The organism is Candidatus Poriferisodalis sp. (genome assembly GCF_965203655.1).
Taxonomy (GTDB): Bacteria; Actinomycetota; Acidimicrobiia; order Acidimicrobiales; family Poriferisodalaceae; genus Poriferisodalis.
This window is the reverse complement of record NZ_CBDBDD010000009.1, coordinates 1-17,907: the sequence shown is the minus strand read 5'-3', so window position 1 is coordinate 17,907 and position 17,907 is coordinate 1. Positions and strand designations below refer to the sequence as shown.

18 protein-coding genes are annotated in these 17,907 nt (G+C 66.7%); 11 read left to right on the top strand and 7 right to left on the bottom strand.

Going from position 1 to position 17,907, the window contains the following annotated elements:
- Window positions 1-35: 35 nt before the first annotated feature.
- The gene (locus tag ACOGW9_RS11450) at window positions 36-1,496 is read left to right on the top strand and encodes a flotillin family protein (protein WP_419855194.1); all 1,461 of its coding nucleotides are present in this window, start codon (window positions 36-38) and stop codon (window positions 1,494-1,496) included.
- Between the two features lie 9 nt (window positions 1,497-1,505).
- Here ACOGW9_RS11450 and ACOGW9_RS11445 read toward each other — a convergent pair whose 3' ends face one another.
- The 5 genes from ACOGW9_RS11445 to ACOGW9_RS11425 all read right to left on the bottom strand — a co-directional run bounded on the left by ACOGW9_RS11445 (window position 1,506) and on the right by ACOGW9_RS11425 (window position 5,501).
- Window positions 1,506-2,342 carry a TerC family protein gene (locus tag ACOGW9_RS11445; protein WP_419855193.1) on the bottom strand — a complete coding sequence of 279 codons (837 nt, stop codon included), beginning with the start codon at window positions 2,340-2,342 and terminating at the stop codon, window positions 1,506-1,508.
- Window positions 2,343-2,518: 176 nt separating this feature from the next.
- Complete coding sequence (locus tag ACOGW9_RS11440; protein WP_419911327.1) at window positions 2,519-3,394, bottom strand: Fic family protein; 876 nt, start codon at window positions 3,392-3,394, stop codon at window positions 2,519-2,521.
- Window positions 3,395-4,006: 612 nt separating this feature from the next.
- A complete protein-coding gene (locus ACOGW9_RS11435) occupies window positions 4,007-4,375 on the bottom strand; it encodes a type II toxin-antitoxin system VapC family toxin (RefSeq protein WP_419855191.1) in 369 nt (122 codons plus the stop codon).
- A complete protein-coding gene (locus ACOGW9_RS11430) occupies window positions 4,372-4,593 on the bottom strand; it encodes an AbrB/MazE/SpoVT family DNA-binding domain-containing protein (protein ID WP_419855190.1) in 222 nt (73 codons plus the stop codon). Before ACOGW9_RS11430 ends, ACOGW9_RS11435 begins: the two co-directional genes overlap by 4 nt.
- A gap of 77 nt (window positions 4,594-4,670) precedes the next feature.
- A complete protein-coding gene (locus ACOGW9_RS11425) occupies window positions 4,671-5,501 on the bottom strand; it encodes an HDIG domain-containing metalloprotein (RefSeq protein WP_419855189.1) in 831 nt (276 codons plus the stop codon).
- A gap of 155 nt (window positions 5,502-5,656) precedes the next feature.
- Here ACOGW9_RS11425 and dnaE point away from each other — a divergent pair, with 155 nt between their 5' ends.
- The 8 genes from dnaE to ACOGW9_RS11385 all read left to right on the top strand — a co-directional run bounded on the left by dnaE (window position 5,657) and on the right by ACOGW9_RS11385 (window position 15,391).
- On the top strand, window positions 5,657-9,217 hold the full coding sequence (gene dnaE / locus ACOGW9_RS11420; protein WP_419855188.1) for a DNA polymerase III subunit alpha: 3,561 nt from the start codon (window positions 5,657-5,659) through the stop codon (window positions 9,215-9,217).
- Window positions 9,218-9,385: 168 nt separating this feature from the next.
- On the top strand, window positions 9,386-9,565 hold the full coding sequence (locus tag ACOGW9_RS11415) for a hypothetical protein (RefSeq protein WP_323671611.1): 180 nt from the start codon (window positions 9,386-9,388) through the stop codon (window positions 9,563-9,565).
- A 171-nt stretch (window positions 9,566-9,736) separates the two neighbouring features.
- A complete protein-coding gene (thrS, locus tag ACOGW9_RS11410) occupies window positions 9,737-11,773 on the top strand; it encodes a threonine--tRNA ligase (RefSeq protein ID WP_419855187.1) in 2,037 nt (678 codons plus the stop codon).
- Complete coding sequence (locus ACOGW9_RS11405; protein WP_419911323.1) at window positions 11,770-12,945, top strand: zinc-dependent alcohol dehydrogenase; 1,176 nt, start codon at window positions 11,770-11,772, stop codon at window positions 12,943-12,945. The genes thrS and ACOGW9_RS11405 overlap by 4 nt, the downstream gene beginning before the upstream one ends.
- Before the next feature lie 105 nt (window positions 12,946-13,050).
- A complete protein-coding gene (locus tag ACOGW9_RS11400) occupies window positions 13,051-13,434 on the top strand; it encodes a RusA family crossover junction endodeoxyribonuclease (RefSeq protein ID WP_419911321.1) in 384 nt (127 codons plus the stop codon).
- On the top strand, window positions 13,431-14,294 hold the full coding sequence (locus tag ACOGW9_RS11395; protein ID WP_419911319.1) for a hypothetical protein: 864 nt from the start codon (window positions 13,431-13,433) through the stop codon (window positions 14,292-14,294). Before ACOGW9_RS11400 ends, ACOGW9_RS11395 begins: the two co-directional genes overlap by 4 nt.
- Window positions 14,176-14,562, top strand: coding sequence for an AbrB/MazE/SpoVT family DNA-binding domain-containing protein (locus tag ACOGW9_RS11390; RefSeq protein WP_419911317.1), 387 nt, complete (start codon window positions 14,176-14,178; stop codon window positions 14,560-14,562). Before ACOGW9_RS11395 ends, ACOGW9_RS11390 begins: the two co-directional genes overlap by 119 nt.
- A 154-nt stretch (window positions 14,563-14,716) precedes the next feature.
- Window positions 14,717-15,391 (top strand): aquaporin, encoded by a 675-nt coding sequence (locus ACOGW9_RS11385; protein ID WP_419911315.1) that lies wholly within the window; start codon window positions 14,717-14,719, stop codon window positions 15,389-15,391.
- A gap of 24 nt (window positions 15,392-15,415) precedes the next feature.
- On the opposite strand, the gene hemB is transcribed toward ACOGW9_RS11385, so the two are convergent.
- Both hemB and ACOGW9_RS11375 read right to left on the bottom strand, forming a co-directional pair.
- Complete coding sequence (gene hemB, locus ACOGW9_RS11380; RefSeq protein ID WP_419911313.1) at window positions 15,416-16,396, bottom strand: porphobilinogen synthase; 981 nt, start codon at window positions 16,394-16,396, stop codon at window positions 15,416-15,418.
- Window positions 16,397-16,405: 9 nt separating this feature from the next.
- Window positions 16,406-16,699 (bottom strand): hypothetical protein, encoded by a 294-nt coding sequence (locus ACOGW9_RS11375; protein WP_419911311.1) that lies wholly within the window; start codon window positions 16,697-16,699, stop codon window positions 16,406-16,408.
- A gap of 240 nt (window positions 16,700-16,939) precedes the next feature.
- On the opposite strand from ACOGW9_RS11375, the gene ACOGW9_RS11370 reads away from it, so the two are divergent.
- Both ACOGW9_RS11370 and ACOGW9_RS11365 read left to right on the top strand, forming a co-directional pair.
- Entirely contained in the window at window positions 16,940-17,398 is a 459-nt protein-coding gene (locus ACOGW9_RS11370) for a hypothetical protein (RefSeq protein WP_419855182.1), read from the top strand.
- Between the two features lie 6 nt (window positions 17,399-17,404).
- Window positions 17,405-17,907: DNA-formamidopyrimidine glycosylase family protein (locus tag ACOGW9_RS11365; RefSeq protein ID WP_419911308.1), on the top strand; the 503-nt coding region annotated here is incomplete at its 3' end.

Below are 17,907 nucleotides of genomic sequence, written 5' to 3'. Positions count from 1 at the left end.
CTGACTTTCCCCACCACTCACTACGAGAGGCAAATATGGCCGTCATCGCCCTCGCAGGTGGCATCTTCGCCATCCTGCTCATCGCCCTGCTGTGGATCTCGTCGCGCTTCAAGCGCTGTCCATCCGACCGGATCCTCGTGGTCTATGGACGCGTCGGCGGGGAAGGCGAGTCGGCGAGGTGCCTGCACGGCGGCGGAGCCATGGTGTGGCCCATCGTGCAGGGCTACGCATACCTGGACCTGACGCCTATCCCCATCGAGATCAAGCTCCAGGGAGCGCTCTCCCAGCAGAACATCCGGGTCAATACTCCAGCAACGTTCACGGTCGGTGTCTCGACCGAGCCCGGTGTCATGCAGAACGCTGCGGAGCGGCTGCTGGGCCTGTCGCTGCTGGACATCGAGAACTTGGCCCGCGACATCATCTTCGGCCAGATGCGCGTGGTGATTGCCACGATGCCGATCGAGCAGATCAACGCCGACCGCGAGCAGCTCATCACCAACATCACCGAGTCGCTCGAGCTCGAACTTCGCAAGGTCGGGCTGCGCCTCATCAACGTCAACATCCAGGACATCACCGACGAATCGGGATACATCGACGCCCTCGGCCGCGAAGCAGCGGCCCGCGCCATCAGCGAGGCGAAGGTCAAGGTGGCCGAGCAGGAGCGCGACGGCGACATCGGCGCCGCCGAGGCCCAGCGCGAGCAGCGCATCCGTGTGGCACAGGCCAACGCCATTGCAACCGAAGGCGAGAACGAATCGCACGTGGTGATCGCCGAATCTGCCAGCGAGCGGCGCCAGAAGGAAGCAGAAGCCGAACGTGCCGCCAACGCTGCCGAACGCGTCAGCCAGGCCCAGGCCGAACAGGAATCGTTCATGGCTGAGGCAGAAGCCGAGCGGGTGCGCGCAGAGCGCGACAAGGCCGCGCAGGACGCTGACATCGTGGTGCCCGCTCAGGTGGAACGCGAGCGAGTCCGCACGCTGGCCGAGGCCGAGGCCGACCGCATCAGGCTGGTCAAGGCCGGCGAGGCCGACGGTCAGCGACTGCTGATGGAAGCCGAGGCATTGGGCTTGCTGGCGTTGCTGACCCGCCGCGCCGAGGGCTTGGGCGCGCTGGTGACTGCCAGCGGCGGTGCAGCGCCAGAAGCAGCGCTGCTGCTGGTTGCCGAGCAACTGCCGAACCTCGTGGCCGAGCAGGTGAAGGCCATCTCGAACCTGCAGATCGACAAGATCACCGTGTGGGATTCCGGCGGCGGTCCCAATGGCGAGAACGGCACCACCGCCAACTTCATCTCCAGTCTGATCGGGGCGCTCCCCCCGCTGCACGAAGTTGCCAGCCAGGCGGGCATCCGGCTGCCTGAATTCTTGGGCGAGCTCGACAACGCAGACACCGTCGAGCAGCTGCGTCAGATCGCTGAGCAGCTTCGTGAACGCTCAGCGGGCGCACACGTCACCGAGGCCGAGGTGGCCGATGACGGCGGCAGCGACGCCGACATCTAGGGAGCGCGTCTAGGGAGCGTCCCCTGGATCACCGGGCGCCGTGTCGGCGCCGTCGCCCCCGTCTTCAGCAGGTGCCGATTCAGCAGGTGCGAACTCGGGCATGCGGCGCTCGTGGAACTCGACGGGCGGCGTGCGGGCCTGGCGATTGCGCTTCATCCGCAGGTTGAGCGCTTCCACCAGCACGGCGAAGCCCATGGCGAAGTAGATGTAGCCCTTCGGGATGTGGAACTCGGCGCCCTCGGCCACGAGCGACATGCCGATGAGCAGCAGGAACGCCAGCGCCAGCATCTTGACCGTCGGGTGCTTGCCCACAAAGCGCATCACCGGTCCTGACGACCACAGCATCACGCCGACGGCGATGACGACCGCGGCGATCATCACGCCCACCCGATCGGCCATGCCCACCGCGGTGATCACCGAGTCGAGGCTGAAAACCAAGTCGAGCACGAGGATCTGGATGATGACCCTGGTGAACGTGGCGCCTGCCCGGTCGCCCGCATCATCGTGGCCGTCGCCTTCGAGCTTGTGGTGGATCTCGAACGTGGCCTTGCCCAGCAGGAACAGCCCGCCGCCCAGCAGGATCAGGTCGCGCCCCGATAGCTCATGGCCGAACACCGAGAACAGCGGCGTCGTGAGCCGCACGATCCATGAGATGCCCAGCAGCAACAGCACCCGCATCCCCATGGCCAGCGACAGGCCGACCACCCGGGCGCGCTCGGCTTCCTTCCCGCCCAGCCGTCCGGCAAGTATCGAGATGAAGATCACGTTGTCGATGCCGAGCACGATCTCGAGCACCGTCAGCGTGACCAGAGAGATCCAGACCTCAGGATTCGCGACCCATTCCACGAGCGCACACGCTAGAGCGAGCGCCCGACGCGCCCGCAGCTACTCAGGGATCCCGACTCGATGCACCGGTCGACTCTTATCAAGCCATGAACTACTAATTTGACATCAATTGTAAATCAATTGGTATTTCACACATGTGATTCGCCGCAGTCAACTCGACCGGAATCGCGTTGCCGTCAGTCTTCAGACTTGCCAAGGCCACGAATGCGATCGACTAAGTCAGGCACGGGCAGGAATCGGTACGACTTGCCGTCGCGCCGCATGGCCAGGAGGCCGAGCTCGGCGAGTCCGAGCAGATCGGTTCGGGCCGTCTGGTACGTGACGGACTGTTTCCGTTGATGTCCTGCGATCAGAAAATCGGCGTTGGCATCGCGCAGCGCCGTCGCCAGCACGGAACGCTGTCGGTGGTTGACTTCGGCTCTCCCGGCGAGCATCTCTTCGACCTCACGGACTTCTTCTCGCTTGGCTTGCAGATACGTGCGGAGCTCCTTGATTGCACGTTCAATGACGTCGAGTTGGTACAGCACGAAGTGCGTGAGGTCGTTGCTGTCAGTCTCCGTGTACAGGAATGACCGTGCGTATTTGGCTGGCGCTAGGCGCAGGATCGAGGAGACCGTGAGAAATTCGGCGAGCCAGTACTTCGAGCGCAACATCGACCAGTAGAAGAGCGAACGAGCTAGTCGACCGTTTCCATCGACGAAGGGATGGTCGTAGGCGAGCCAGAAGTGCAGAACGATGGCGCGCACGACTGGATGCACAAATCCGTCATCCGACTCGCCGTTGGCGAATGCACACATTGCCTCCATTCGCCCAGGCAATTCGCTTGCGCGAGGCGGAGTATGCAGTCGCTGCTCATCGTGCGAGCCGTCCGGCCATGACACCCAGACGCGAGTCTCGTCCTCTCTCTGGATACGACCTGCGTCTGCGGGATCGTCTATGGCGTCCACGACAAGAACCCGGTGTAATTCGCAGATCGTCTCGGTCGTCAGGGGCAGCTCGTCCCGGGCCAGATCACGCACTCGCGAAATCGCTCGGTAGTTGTTGAGGATCATCTGCTCGCTGCGATCACGGGGCGGACGGTCGGTGAGCAGCATTCGCTTCGCCTCAGAGCGAGTCGAACTGGCTCCCTCGAGTTGACTCGAAGCGATCGCTTCCTCGATGAGCGAGCTGACGATGTACCGGTCTCGATTCCCAGCGGCTACAGAAGGCTCATCTGCCAGTACATCTCCTGCCGCGGCCTGATCTATGCGGTGCAACGACTCCCAGACGGCGTCGACCATGCAGATGCCAAACTCAGTTCCATCGATGCCCGTGAGAGGCATGGGCCGCCAGAGGGCACGTCGGCTCAACCACATACTCAGCCACCAGTCTTCGTGCGTGAGTCCGTCAGGCGGCTTCCTGCGGCGCATCTCGTCCCAGTGGAGGTAACGGCCTTTGGCGTCTGTGGGCCTGCCTTGCTCCACGATCCGGTGAAATCCGTCTGCTCTGCCATCTGCCAGAACCTCTTCCAGCAGTGCGCCTGCAGCGGGAGGTGTCTGTGGGATCTTCACGGCGCGCCTTTCGTCGGGACAAGAAGGGCAGCATCGGCGCAACGCGGATGAGCCAACTACTAATTTGACATCAATTGTAACTCAATTGGTATGTCAGGCGTGTAGTTCGGCGGGCTAGCGGATCTGCACGATGCTCCCAGCGGACCCCCACGCCTTGTCTGCGGTGAGCACCGTCAGACCCAAGCGCTCGCCGAGGGCCAAGCAAAGACGATCCGCGAGCGACAGGCCCTCGCCCCGACGATGCCGATACGCAGCCCACTCGGCATCGGATGCAGTCACCGGCTCGACGCGCAGGTCGTAGCTCAGCAGCAGTGCTCTCGTCAGATCCCAGTCGCCGCCGGCGGAGACGACGCGCTGGGCCACTTCCGACCAGTTGGCGGCGCCGCAGCAGGGTGCGTCGTCCAGCGCCGCCTCCACGGCATCTGCCCCGGGCTCGTCCTGCACGAATGCCAAGAGCGCAGATGCGTCCAGCACAGCGCTCACGCCGCATCTTCCTGTGCAGCTTCGCGTCGGCGCTCCGAGAGCAACCCCTCAACCAGATCCAGCCCGGCCAGATTCCGCCGCACACGTTCCTTCAGCTGACTTCGCGTCAGCAGCACCAGACCGTCGGAGGACTCCACCAGCACCATCGGCGTCCCCTCCGCAAGACCGGCACGTGCACGTACTTCCGACGGCACCACAATGCGTCCGCGGTTGCCCATAACGATAGTGTATGTCCCACTCATAGGGCAATTGTACCAATGAGTTGATTAGTGTGGGAACAAGATTTTCGCGACTCTCACTGCTGGGCGGCCCACCAGGCGTCGAGGCGACGGCGCACCTCGGCGTCGCCGAGTTCGCCCTCGGTTCGGCGCAGCTCCAACAGGAACTTCATGGCGCGGCCCACGTCGGGTCCGGGTGCCAGTCCCAGGTGGGTCATCACCTCGTCGCCGTTCAGCTCGGGGCGCAGTTCCTTTTGGGCCTGCTCGCGGGCTAGCCGGGCGATGCGCACCTCGAAGCGGTCGAGCGCGTCGTGCAGGGCTTCGATCCGCTGCACGTTGCGCGACGTGCAGTCGCTGCGGACCAGGTCGTTCAGGTCGCCCAGCAGCGGGCCGGCGTCGCGGGCGTAGCGGCGCACTGCTGCGTCGGTCCAGCCGGTGTCGTACCCCTTGAAACGGCCCGACAGGTGCACCAGGCGAGCGACCTCCTCGGTGATGTCAGCGCTGTAGCCCATCTCGGGCATGCGACGGCGGGTCATCTTCGCCCCGACGGCCTCGTGGTTGCGGAACGTCACCCCGCTGGGGGTGATCTCACGAGTCAGCGGCTTGCCGATGTCGTGGAACAGGGCGCCGAGGCGCACCCGCAGGCGGGGCGGGCTCTGGGCCACCACAGCGATCGTGTGGGCGAGCACGTCCTTGTGGCGGTGGATCGGGTCCTGCTCCAGCGCCAGCGCGGGCAGCTCGGGAAGGTGCTCGTCGGCCCAGCCGCTGTCGACCAGCTCCCACAGGCCCGGGCGCGGATCGTCGACCACGAGCACGGCATTCAGCTCGTCGCAGGGCAGCACAGCGCCGGCGTCGAGCTCCAGCTCGTCGGCGACGTGTGCTGGCAGCGCGCGCGACGGGTGGGCCATGGCCTCCATGATGCAGCCCCGCGAGCGTCCGTCCAACCCGATTTTCTGGGAGTTTCGCTGCGCGGCCGGGCGAGTCTCGCGGGCATTCATGGCGCAGCCGGCCGACCGATCTATGTTCGACAGACGGGCCGATTCAGACGAAAGCGAGAGGCAGCGTGGCAGCGTCGTTCGTGCACCTGCACACCCACACCGAGTACTCCCTGCTCGACGGCGCGGCGCGCGTCAACGAGGTGGTCGCGGCGGCCGCGGCCGACGGCCAGCCGGCGCTGGGCATCACCGACCACGGCAACATGTACGGCGTCCTCGACTTCTACCGGGCCTGCAAGACGTTCGGCATCAAGCCGATCATCGGCACCGAGGCCTACATGGCGCTCGAGAGCCGCCACGAGCGCCCGAAGCAGAACCGGGCGAAGAACGCCAAGCTCGACGACACCGGCGACGACGGCAAGGGCAGCGGCAAGCTCTACTACCACCTGACGCTGCTCGCCCACAGCGACGCCGGCTACCGCAACCTCCTCAAGCTGGCCAGCCGGGCCTTCCTCGAGGGCTACTACTACAAGCCCCGGATGGACTGGGAGCTGTTCGCCGAGCACTCCGAGGGGCTCACGGCCACCACCGGGTGCCTCGCCAGCGTCGTGCAGCAGGCGCTGCTCAACGACGACTACGAAGAGGCCCGCCGCCGGGCCGGACGCCTGCAGGACATCTTCGGCCGCGACTCGCTGTACATCGAGCTGCAGGACCACGGCATCGGCGCCCAGCGAGACAACAACCCGCATCTGCTGCAGCTCGCCCACGACCTCAACGCGCCGCTGCTCGCCACCAACGACCTGCACTACACGCACCAGCACGATGCCCTCGCGCACGACGCGCTGCTGTGCGTGCAGACCGGGTCATTGCGCAGCGATGCCGACCGCTTCAAGTTCCACGGCGATCATCACTATCTCAAGACGGCCTCCGAGATGCGGGAGCTGTTCAGCGAGTTCCCCGAGGCGTGCGACAACACGCTGGCGATCGCCGATCGGGCCGAGACCAACATCGAATTCGGGCAGGTGCTGCTGCCGCACTTCGAGGTGCCCGCTCCCCACGCCGATGCCGACGCCTACCTGGGGCACCTGGCATTCGAGGGAGCGAAACGGCGCTGGGGCTCGAACGTGTCCGAAGACACTGCTGCTCGCATCGCGTACGAGCTGCGGGTCATCTCCGACATGGGCTTCAGCAGCTACTTCCTGATCACGTGGGACCTCATCCGCCATGCCCGCGAGAGCGGCATCCGGGTGGGGCCGGGCCGGGGCTCGGCGGCGGGGTGCGTGGTGGCCTACTGCCTGGGCATCACCGACCTCGACCCGATCAAGTACGGCCTGCTGTTCGAGCGGTTCTTGAACCCGGCACGCATCTCGATGCCCGACATCGACATCGACTTCGACGACCGCTACCGCGACGAGATGATCCGCTACGCGGCCCGCAAATACGGCCACGACCACGTCGCGCAGATCATCACCTTCTCCACCATCAAGGCACGGGCGGCGGTGCGCGACGCGGCACGTGTGCTGGGCAAGCCGTACGCGCTGGGAGACCGCATCTCCAAAGCCATGCCGCCGCTGATCATGGGCCGCGACACCCCGCTGGTTGCCTGTCTCGAACCCGACGAGAAGCACGCCGACGGGTACGCAGCGGCTGCCGAGCTGCGCACCATGTACGCCACCGACGACGACGTGCGCGAGGTGGTGGACGTGGCCCGCGGCCTCGAGGGCCTCATCCGGCAGGACTCGGTGCATGCCGCCGCGGTGGTGATCAGCCCCGAGCCGCTCACCGAATACCTGCCCATCCAGCGCAAGCCCGAGTCGGGCACCGATCCCGAAGAGGCACCGATCGTCACCCAGTTCGACATGGGCGGCGTGGAAGACCTGGGCCTGCTGAAGATGGACTTCCTGGGGCTGCGGACGCTGTCGATCATCGACGACGCGGTGCGGCTCGTGGAGCGCACCACTGGCGCGGCGCTCGACATCGACGCGGTGCCGCTCGACGACGCCGCCACGTTCAAGCTGCTGTGCGCCGGCGACACGATGGGCGTGTTCCAGCTCGAGTCGACGCCGGTGCGGTCGCTGCTGCAGTCGATGCGCCCCACACAGTTCGAGGACATCTGCGCGCTGGTGGCGCTGTACCGGCCCGGCCCGATGGCCGCCGACATGCACAACAGCTACGCGCACCGCAAGAACGGCCGCCAGCCCGCCACGCCGCCGCATCCCGACCTCGCCGAGCTGCTCGAAGAGACCTACGGGCTGATGATCTACCAGGAGTCGATGATGCGGGTGGCCCAGGAGATCGCCGGCTACTCGATGGCCGAGGCCGACGACCTGCGCAAGGCCTGCGGCAAGAAGAACCGCGAGCAGATCGCCGAGCACCGCACCAAGTTCATCGCCGGCACTGCGGCGAAGGGATACGGCGAGAACCTCGGGGAGCAGCTGTTCGACATCATCGAGCCGTTCGCCGACTACGCGTTCAACAAGAGCCACGCCTTCGCCTACGGGCTGATCGCCTACCAGACGGCCTACCTGAAGGCCAATCACCGCACCGAGTTCCTGGCGGCCGTGCTGACCGGCTCGAAGCGCAACATCGACAAGGCGGGCGTGTACCTAGCCGACTGCCGCCAGTCGGGGATCGACGTGCTGGTGCCCGACATCAACCGCTCCGAGCTCGACTTCACCGCCGACGGGAGCACCATCCCCTTCGGGCTGTCGGCGGTGCGCAACGTGGGCATGAAGGTGGCCGAGCCGATCCTCGCTGAGCGCGACGCCAACGGGCCCTTCGCCGACTTCGAGGACTACTGCATGCGCGTGCCGCGCGAGGTGCTCAACAAGCGGTTCACCGAGTCGCTCATCAAGGCAGGCGCCTTCGAGACGTGCGGGCACAGCCGGGGCGGGCTGCTCCGGGTGTTCGAGCAGATCGTCGAGTTCGCGCTGCGACGGCGTGAGGAGGCAGCCGCCGGGGTGCAGTCGCTGTTCGGCGGCGGCAACGGCAATGGCAGCGGCGGCAGCGACGCCGGCGAGCCGGGGTTCGACGAGCGCATCGAGGTGCCCGACGTCGAGGCCTCCGAGCGCGACACGCTGGCGTGGGAGAAGGAGCTGCTCGGGCTGTACGTGTCCGACCATCCGCTGCGCGGGGGCGAGGCGCAGCTTCGGCGCGCGACCGACTGCCAGATCAGCGGCCTGGGCGACCTGCCGCCCAACCCCGACGGCGGCCAGCAGTGGGTGACGCTGGGCGGCGTGGTGCAGAGCCTGCAGCGCCGCTACACGCGCGGCGGCGACCCGATGGCCCGGTTCATGCTCGAAGACCTGTCCGGCTCGATCGAGGTCACCCTGTTCCCCAAGGGCTTCGCCGCCGCCGGCGCCACGCTGGCGGAAGACGCCGTGGTGCTGGTGCGGGGCCGGCCCGATCGTCGCGGCGAGGGCGAGACGGCGTTCCTGGCCAACGAGGTGGAGGCGCTGGAGCTGCGCAAGGGACCCGTGCCGGTGTCGCTCGACGTGGAGCGGGTCGACATCGACGATCACTGGCTGGAGGCGTTCGAGCGGATGCTGTCGGACTACCCCGGCGATGCGCCGGTGCACATCCGGGTAGGCGACTCGGTGGTGCAGCTTCCGGAGTCGCGCTGGGTGGATGCCCGCACCCTGGCGGGTCCGATGCGGGAGCTGTTGGGCGCGGATGCCGTGCGCACCTAGCCGGCGGCGTGGAGCGGTCTCGCTCAACCGGTGCACAAGCGTCAGGATTCCGTCGGCAATCCCTCAGCCATGACCGAGTCAGACCACTAGTCTTGCCCGTTGGTTGCGCGAGCAGCCGGTCCCCCGAGCCGCGGCATCGGCCGCTGAACAGCTTCTTCAGGAGAACGCATGAGCGACGCCGATACCCGCAAGGTCGACGGAAAGACGCTCGAGGACCCGCACAAGATGATGGTGCCGTTCGCGAAGTTCAAGAGCTTCGAGTTCGCAGACAAGCTCTGGGTGCTCGGCGGGTTGCTCTTCCTGATCATCCTGATCAACATCGTCTTCTCCGGCGGCACCGGGGGCTAGTCGCCAGCTGCATGTCACCCGCTCCACGGACGTCGCCTGCGCTGTTGCCTCGAGCTCAGCCGGCTGCGACCGATGGCCATCGTTGTCGGTGAGCACGAATCACGCCCGCGCAGAACGCCGCATGCTGAAATTCCTTGGACGACGCGGCACCGAGACAGGGAAACTGTCCATATGAGCGGCAACAACGGCGCAAACCCAGGTGACGCGAGCGGCGGGCGTGCCGCGGTCACCGTGGTGCTGCCCGACGGGCAGACCCGGGAGCTGGCTGCAGGTGCGACCGGCGCCGACCTTGCTGCGTCGTTGGGACGGCGGGCGGCCAAGGACGCCTTGATCGCCGTTGCCGACGGCGAGCAGCTCGACCTGAACCGGCCCTTGCCCGACGGCGCTTCGGTGTCGCTGGTGTTCGGGTCGTCGGACGAGGGGCTCGAGGTGCTGCGCCACTCCACCGCCCACGTGCTGGCCCAGGCGGTGCTGCGGCTGTACCCGGGCGCCACGTTCTCGATCGGGCCGCCGATCACCGACGGCTTCTACTACGACTTCGACCTGGGCCTCGACGACATCGGGCGGGCGCGCACCTTCTCCGACGAGGATCTCGAGACCATCGAGGACGAGATGCGCGCCATCGTGGCCGCTCGTCAGCCGTTCATCCGCGCCGAGGTCAGCCGGGCAGCGGCCGATGAGCTGTTCGCCGCGCACCCCTACAAGATCGAAATCCTCGACGGCGAGGCCGACGACCCCGCGTCAGGCCCCGAAGGCGGGGTGATCACCACCTACCGCAACACCGACGAGTTCGTCGACCTGTGCCGCGGCCCCCACGTGCCCGACACCGGGCGGCTGGCTCACTTCAAGCTGATGCGGGTGGCGGGCGCGTACTGGCGGGGCGACGAGAACCGCCAGATGCTCCAGCGCATCTACGGCACCGCGTGGGGCTCGAAGGCCGAGCTGGCTGCGCACCTCGAGCGGCTGGAAGAGGCCGCCAAACGTGACCACCGGCGGCTCGTGACCGAGCTGGACTTGCTGAGCTTCCCTGCGGAGCTGGGCGGCGGGCTGGCCGTGTGGCACCCCAAGGGCGCAGTGATCCGCAAGCTCATGGAGGACTACAGCCGCGATCGCCACGAGGCGGGCGGCTACGAGTTCGTCTACACACCGCACTTGGCCAACGCCAAGCTGTTCGAGACCTCAGGGCACCTCGACTTCTACGCCGAGGGCATGTACCCGCCGATGGAGATGGACAACGGCGTCTACTACCCCAAGCCGATGAACTGCCCGATGCACTGCCTGATCTTCGGCCAGCGCCAGCGCTCGTACCGGGAGCTGCCGCTGCGGCTGTTCGAGCTGGGCACCGTGTACCGCTACGAGCGCTCGGGCACGCTGCACGGGCTGATGCGGATCCGGGGGTTCACCCAAGACGACAGTCACATATATGTGCCGCCTGAGCAGCTCGCCGATGAGATCGAACGACTTCTCGACTTCGTGCTGTCGGTGCTGAACGCATTCGGCTTCGACGACTTCGAGTTCAAGCTGTCCACGCAGGATCCCGACAAGTACGTGGGCGACGACGAGGGCTGGGAACAGGCGACGGCTGCGCTGCGGGATGCCTTGGATCGGCGCGGCCATCACTACCTGGAGGCGGCGGGAGAGGCCGCGTTCTACGGGCCGAAGATCGACATCGACGTGACCGATGCGATCGGGCGCTCGTGGCAGCTGTCCACCATCCAGGTCGACTTCAACCTGCCCGAGCGATTCAACCTGCGCTACACCGGCGCCGACGGCGAGGTGCACCGGCCGATCATGATCCACCGGGCGCTGTTCGGCTCGATCGAGCGGTTCTTCGGGGTGCTGGTGGAGCACTACGCGGGTGCGTTCCCGCCGTGGCTGGCGCCGACGCAGGCGGTGGTGATGGGCGTGCGGGCCGACCATGACTCGTTTGCCGAGTCGGTGGCGGCCCAGCTCGGCGAGGCGGGCTTCCGGGCCGAGACCGTGCCGGCAGACGACCCGCTGGGCGCGCGCATCCGGCGGGCCAAGCTCGACAAGGTGCCCTACGTGCTTGTGGTGGGCGACGACGACGTGGCGGCGGGAACGGTGGGTGTGAACCCCCGCGGCCAGAAGGTACGGCGCGACGTGCCGCTGGCTGAGTTCATCGCCCGACTGGCCGACGAAGTAGACAACAAGACCACTGATGTGGGTTTCGCAAGCGACGTGACGTGAAGGCGCTGGTTTTCGAGCGCAAGGAGCTGCGGTTTGCCGCGGCGATGGCTGCGGGGAAGCTGAAGCCGGGATCGGGTGCGGGTGTCGGCCCGCTGCGGCTGACCGAGATGGATCCGCCGGAGCTGCCCGGCGACGGCTGGCAGTACGTGCGACCCACCCTGTCGGGCATCTGCGGGTCTGACCTGGCGACGGTGGATGGGAAGGTCTCGCGCTACTTCGAGCCGCTGGTGTCGTTCCCGTTCGTGCCGGGCCATGAGGTGGTGGGCCACTCCGACGACGGCACACGGGTGGTTCTCGAGGCGGTGCTCGGTCACGAGGCCCACGGCTATGCCCCGCCGTGGCCCGACGCTGCTCCCGCCGACGGCGACGACTACAGCCACCTGATCGGGGGCCAGATCGAGGCGGGTCTGCAGACCGGTTCGTGTGTGTCCACCGGGGGCGGCTGGTCGGAGATGTTCGCTGCGCACGAGTCCCAGCTGCATTCGCTGGGTTCGCTCGGGCCCGACGACCTGTCCGACGAGGCCGCGGTGATGATCGAACCGACGGCGGCGGGCGTTCACGCTGCGCTGCGGTCGGGCGTGACCGACGGCGGCACCGCGGCCGTGATCGGCGCCGGCACGATGGGCCTGGTGGCGGTGGCTGCGCTGCGCCAGTGCACCGGTGTCGCGGCGATCGTGGTGGGCGCCCGCTACAGCCACCAGCGTCGCCTGGCCCGCGAGCTCGGTGCCGACCTGGCAGTGTCGCCCGACGAGCTGGGCCGGGCCGTGCGCCGGGCCGCAGGCACCCGGGTGATCGGCGAGACGCTCGGCTCGGGCACACACGTAACGATCGACGCCGTGGCCTCGTCGGAATCGCTGACCGACGCCATCGCCCTCACCCGCCCCCGAGGCCGCGTGGTGGTGCTGGGCATGCCCGCCAACGTCGAGCTCAACCTGTCCGCCCTGTGGCACCGCGAGACCGAGCTGGTTGGCGCCTATTGCTATGGCACCGAGCCGAGGCTCGACGGGGGCCACACCTTCGAAGCCGCGATCAAGCTGGTACGCGACTGCAACCTGGAGCGCTTGGTGTCCGAGCTGTACCCGCTGGGGGAGTACCGCAACGCCCTCGAACACGCCGCCAACGCCGGCTCCCGAGGCTCGGTCAAGATCGCCTTCGACCTCCGCGAGTCGTAGCTGCCCTCACAGAGCGGCCCTGGGGCATGAGGCCCATTAATTCACATGAACTCGAAAGCGAGGCTGCATACGATGACGCCTCATGGCGAGTAGGCACCCGCGTCCATGATCGAGTTCGTCGTTGAGGGAACACCGCGAAACCACCGCGCCGATTCGCGGCCGCAGTGGCAAGCCAGGGTGAGGAACGCGGCGCCGGCGCAGACTGCATTGCTCGCTGGGCCACTCCGTCTACGCATCGATTTCTTCTTCGAAGGTGCGACAGATCTGGACGCCGACAACATCATCAAACCGATCCAAGACGCTCTCCAGCACGTCGTCTACGACGACGATGAGTCCGTCGTTGACGTCTGTTCCCGCAAACTCGACCGGTTGAGTCCACCGCCGGTCATCGACGCTCCAGCGACGCTCGAGACGGCGCTCAATTCGACCACGGGCGACTTCGTCTACATCCGGGTCGGAGCGGCCCACCCCGAGGTGACATTCTCATGACGGTGAGGGCTGCTGAACACATGGCACTCATGAGTGCACGCGCAAGGTACGAGGCGGATGGCTACGACGTCAGCCTCAACGAGCGCTTGCCGGAGCCGTTCGAGTCATTCATCGCGGATGCGGTTGCTCGCAGGGATGATGAGTTCGTGGTTGTCGAAGTAAAGGCGGCCCCCATGAGCGACGATGCCAGCCGCCGGCTCGAACGACTCAAGAAGACCTTTGCTGACGACTGCGGATGGCGACTCGACGTCGTTACGTATGAACGTGAGGGGCCGCCGCCTGAGCCGGACCTCGCACTTGTGAATCGCCGGGTGCGCGAGGCGCAGGAACTGGCCGAGGTTTCACCCGATGCGGCCTGCTTGGTGCTGTGGTCAGCCATGGAGGGCGCCCTGCTATCAGTAGCTCATCAACGGATGATTGCTCCCGAGCGCTCACTACCGCCACGCGGTCTGGTTCAGCAACTCACGATCGATGGTGTGCTCAGTGACAACCAAGCGGCTGAACTCAAGGACTTTGCAAGCCGGAGAGACGCGATCGCACACGGAATGTGCGCCGATGCTCCCACTCCGGAGAAGTTCGACTGGCTCGGCCGATTCGCCCTTGCTCTCGCCGAAGGCCGCCACGCGGACTTACACGACATGATTGTCTGGTTCAGGGAAAATTACGCGTCGCCCGAGGAACTTGGCGTCCCGTTCGTCAGCGACCTCGGGGAATATCTCTGGCTCGAAGGCAACGGCCCCCATGACGCGGAAGAAGTACTGCGCGATCGATTTGAGGACGCCCTCGGCGCAGACATCGATGAAGCTGTCAGGATCGTCCAAGACGACAGCTTCGTATGGGCCCGCCGCGACAATGGGTGATTTCTCTATCTGTAAGGCATCTGGCGATGGCAGCTTGCCTGAGTCGACCATTACTTCGAAGGGCCAAACGACGTTGCCTCGCCGGGTTCGAGAGTGCTTGTCACTGCAGCCCGGCGACAGGGTGCGCTACATCATCGACGACGATTCAGTTCGGGTCGTGGCCGTGCGGCCGGTCAGCGATCTGTTTGGAATGCTGCAGTTCGACGGTCCTGCGGTGACGCTAGAAGAGATGGACGAGGCAATCGCCAGGGGCGCCACTTCAGCGTGATCGCCATCGACTCCAACGTGCTCGTTCGCCGTCACGTCTACGACGACTCTTAGTGCACCGCCGGTAGGCCGCGTCAAGAATCTCGATCTCCGTGTGGACCGGGTGTTCACCCGCGAGTCAGTGTCTGTTCACGCATAGCTGGCAGGCTGTCCCGGTGACAGCCCTGCGGGATACGACCGCGAGCCGACTGACCTCGGAGTTCGTGGGGACGGGGTTCCTGCTGCTCAGCGTGGTGGGCTCGGGGATCATGGCCGAGCGGCTGAGCCCCGACGACGTCGGCCTGCAGCTGCTCGAGAACTCGATCGCCACGGCGGGTGCGCTGACGTGCCTGATCCTGCTGTTCGGGTCGACGTCGGGGGCGCACTTCAACCCGGCGGTGACGCTGTGGGCGCGCATCGCCGGCGACCTCGACAACCGCATGGCCGGGCTGTACGTGGTGGTGCAGGTTGCGGGCGGGATCCTGGGAGTCATCGCCGCCAACGTGATCTTCGAGCTCGACGCTGTGTTCTGGTCGACCAAGGACCGCATCAGCGGGGCCGCCTTCCTGTCCGAGACCATCGCCACGTTCGGGCTGGTGATCGTCATCATCGGCGTGGTGCGCTCGGGCAAGACCCAGTTCGTGGCCTTCGCCGTGGCCGCCTACATCGGCGGGGCGTACTTCTTCACGTCGTCCACGAGCTTCGCCAACCCGGCGGTGACGGTCGGTCGCATGTTCTCCGACACGTTCGCCGGCATCGCCCCGGCCAGCGCACCGCTGTTCATCGTGGCGCAGTTCATCGGCGCACTCGGCGCCATCGCCGTCGCCCAGGTGACCCATCCGTCCCGCTGAGCCGGCTGCGGCCGGGGCCGGCGGCTATTGGAGGGTCTCGGCGAACTCTCGGGCGAGGTAGGTGAGAGTCAGGTCGGCTCCGGCCCGCTTGATGGCCGTGAGGTGCTCGACCGCAGTGGCGGCCCCGTCGATCCAGCCGTTGGCGGCAGCCGCCTTGAGCATCGCGTACTCGCCCGACACGTGGTACGCCGCCAGCGGCAGGTCGAAGCGGGCCCGGGCCGCCGCAATCACATCGAGATACGCCAGCGCCGGCTTCACCATGATGATGTCGGCGCCCTCGGCGATGTCGAGCTCGATCTCGGCCATGGCCTCGCGGGCATTAGCCGGATCCTGCTGGTAGCCCTTGCGGTCGCCCCCGCCGGCGATGGTCACGTCCACGGCATCGCGAAACGGTCCGTACTCGGCCGATGCGTACTTCGCCGAGTAGGCCATGATCGGCAGATCCTCGTGGCCATTGACGTCCAGCGCCTGGCGGATCGCCCCGACCTGACCGTCCATCATCCCCGAGGGGCCCACCATGTCGGCCCCGGCCTCGGCCTGGGCCAGCGCCACCCGCTGGTACAGCTCGAGCGTGGCGTCGTTGTCGACATCGCCGTTGTCGGTCACCACGCCGCAGTGGCCGTGGTCGGTGTACTCGTCGACGCACAGGTCGGCGATGATCGCCATCTCCGAGCCGTGGTCGTCACGCAGGTTGCGCAACGCCACCTGCACCACGCCGTCGGGATTCCAAGCCTCAGAGCCCAACGGATCCTTGCGGGCAGGAAGCCCGAACAGGATCACCCCGCTGATGCCGAGGTTGGCCAGCTCGTTGACTTCCTTGCGCAGCGATTCTTGGCTGTGCTGCATGATGCCGGGCAGCGAGACGATCGGCTGCGGCTCGGCGACGTCCTCGCGCACGAACAGCGGTGCAATGAGATCGCTGGGCGTGACGGTTGTTTCCGCAACGAGCCGGCGCAGCGCCGGGGTGCGACGCAACCGACGAAGGCGGCGAGCCGGAAAGGTCACCCCGCCATGCTATTGCGCTGCCGCGCCAGAAGAACCGCCCGACGGGGGTGCAAGCGCAGGCTGCGGCACAGCGGAGGGCGTGGCAGTCTCGATGCCCAGCTTCGCTTTGACCAACGTCATGTCCACCACCAGCTGCATGAGCACCTGCTCGAAGCGATCCATGCGATCTTCAAGTCGGTCAAGGCGGTGTTCGAGTCGGTCGACTCGCCGGCCCAGTGAGCGGCAGCACATCAGGCTGGCCGTGAGGTTGAAGCTGAACAGCGTCACGACTGCAGCAAGAATGACGAATGAGTTCGCGTCCATAGGACTTCCTTTCGGAACGGTAACAGGCGGGATTTCCGCCCAGAGACCGGCGAACTGCCAGCGATACGGGTACGCATTGATGCGTTGCGGTGCACCGTAGCGAGCGCCCGCGGGCCGTCGCCACTGAATTTCAGGCCCATCGTGCATCGCCGAGTCGGACGTGTCCCCGGATCGCTCGCAGTGGCTTGTTGGCAGACCGCTGGCGTGACATGCGGTGGCGGGCGGCATAGGTTCGCTGGCGTGGAGATCGGGTCCGAGGGTTGGTGCGCTGCGATGTCCGAGGTGCTGGCGGATGTGAATCTGCCCGAGGTGCGGGCCACGGTGGAGCAGCGGATCGGCGACGGCAACGGGGGGCCTGTCGTGGCCTACCGGCTGGTGATCGACGGCGGTCGGGCGCATCTCGAACCGGTGCTACCCGATGCTGCTGACGCGGCGGGCGGCAAAAGCGAGAGTCTCGACGTCAGTGATGACGGCGTGGTTGTAATGAGCCAGTCCCGGGAGACGGCAGAGGCCGTGCGGCGGGGAGACATGGGTGCACTGGCCGCCTTGCAGGCCGGGCTCATCAAGGTGAGCGGTGATGTGCGGGTGCTGATCGCGGCTTCCGAGGCGTTGGCGCTGGTGAACACGGCGCTGGGGCGAGCGCTCGCCGAGGAGGAAGACAGTGCCTCCGGCGGCGGGCCGGACGACTGCGGGGGCTGACGCTTCGTGCCGGAGATTCCTGAGATCCGGGCGCACGCTGAACGGCTCGAGGCGCTGGCTGCGGGCGAGGTGCTGAAGCGGGTGGAGCCGCTGTCGTTCACTGCGCTCAAGACTGCAAGCCCGTCACCGAATGACGCCGTCGGCTGGCCGCTGCGCAGCGTCAGCCAGCGGGCCAAGTTCCTGCTGCTGCGCTTCGCGCCCGATGCCGGGGATGGGCTGACGTTTGTGGTGCATCTCATGCAGGGCGGGCGGCTGCGGGTGCTTGAACCGGGTGCCAAGCGGCCGCGCCGGCCCCGTGACGGGCTGGCCCGCTTCGAGTTCGAGAGCGGGCTGGGGCTGCTGCTGACCGAACCGGGCACGCAGAAGCGGGCCGGCGTGTGGGTGATCGCCAGCGATCCCGCCGAGGCCGAACCGCTCGCCCGCCTGGGGCCCGAAGCCACCGAGGTGGATGCCGCAGCGATGGCCGAGCTCATGGCGGCGCACTCAGCCCGCCTGCACAACTTCCTGCG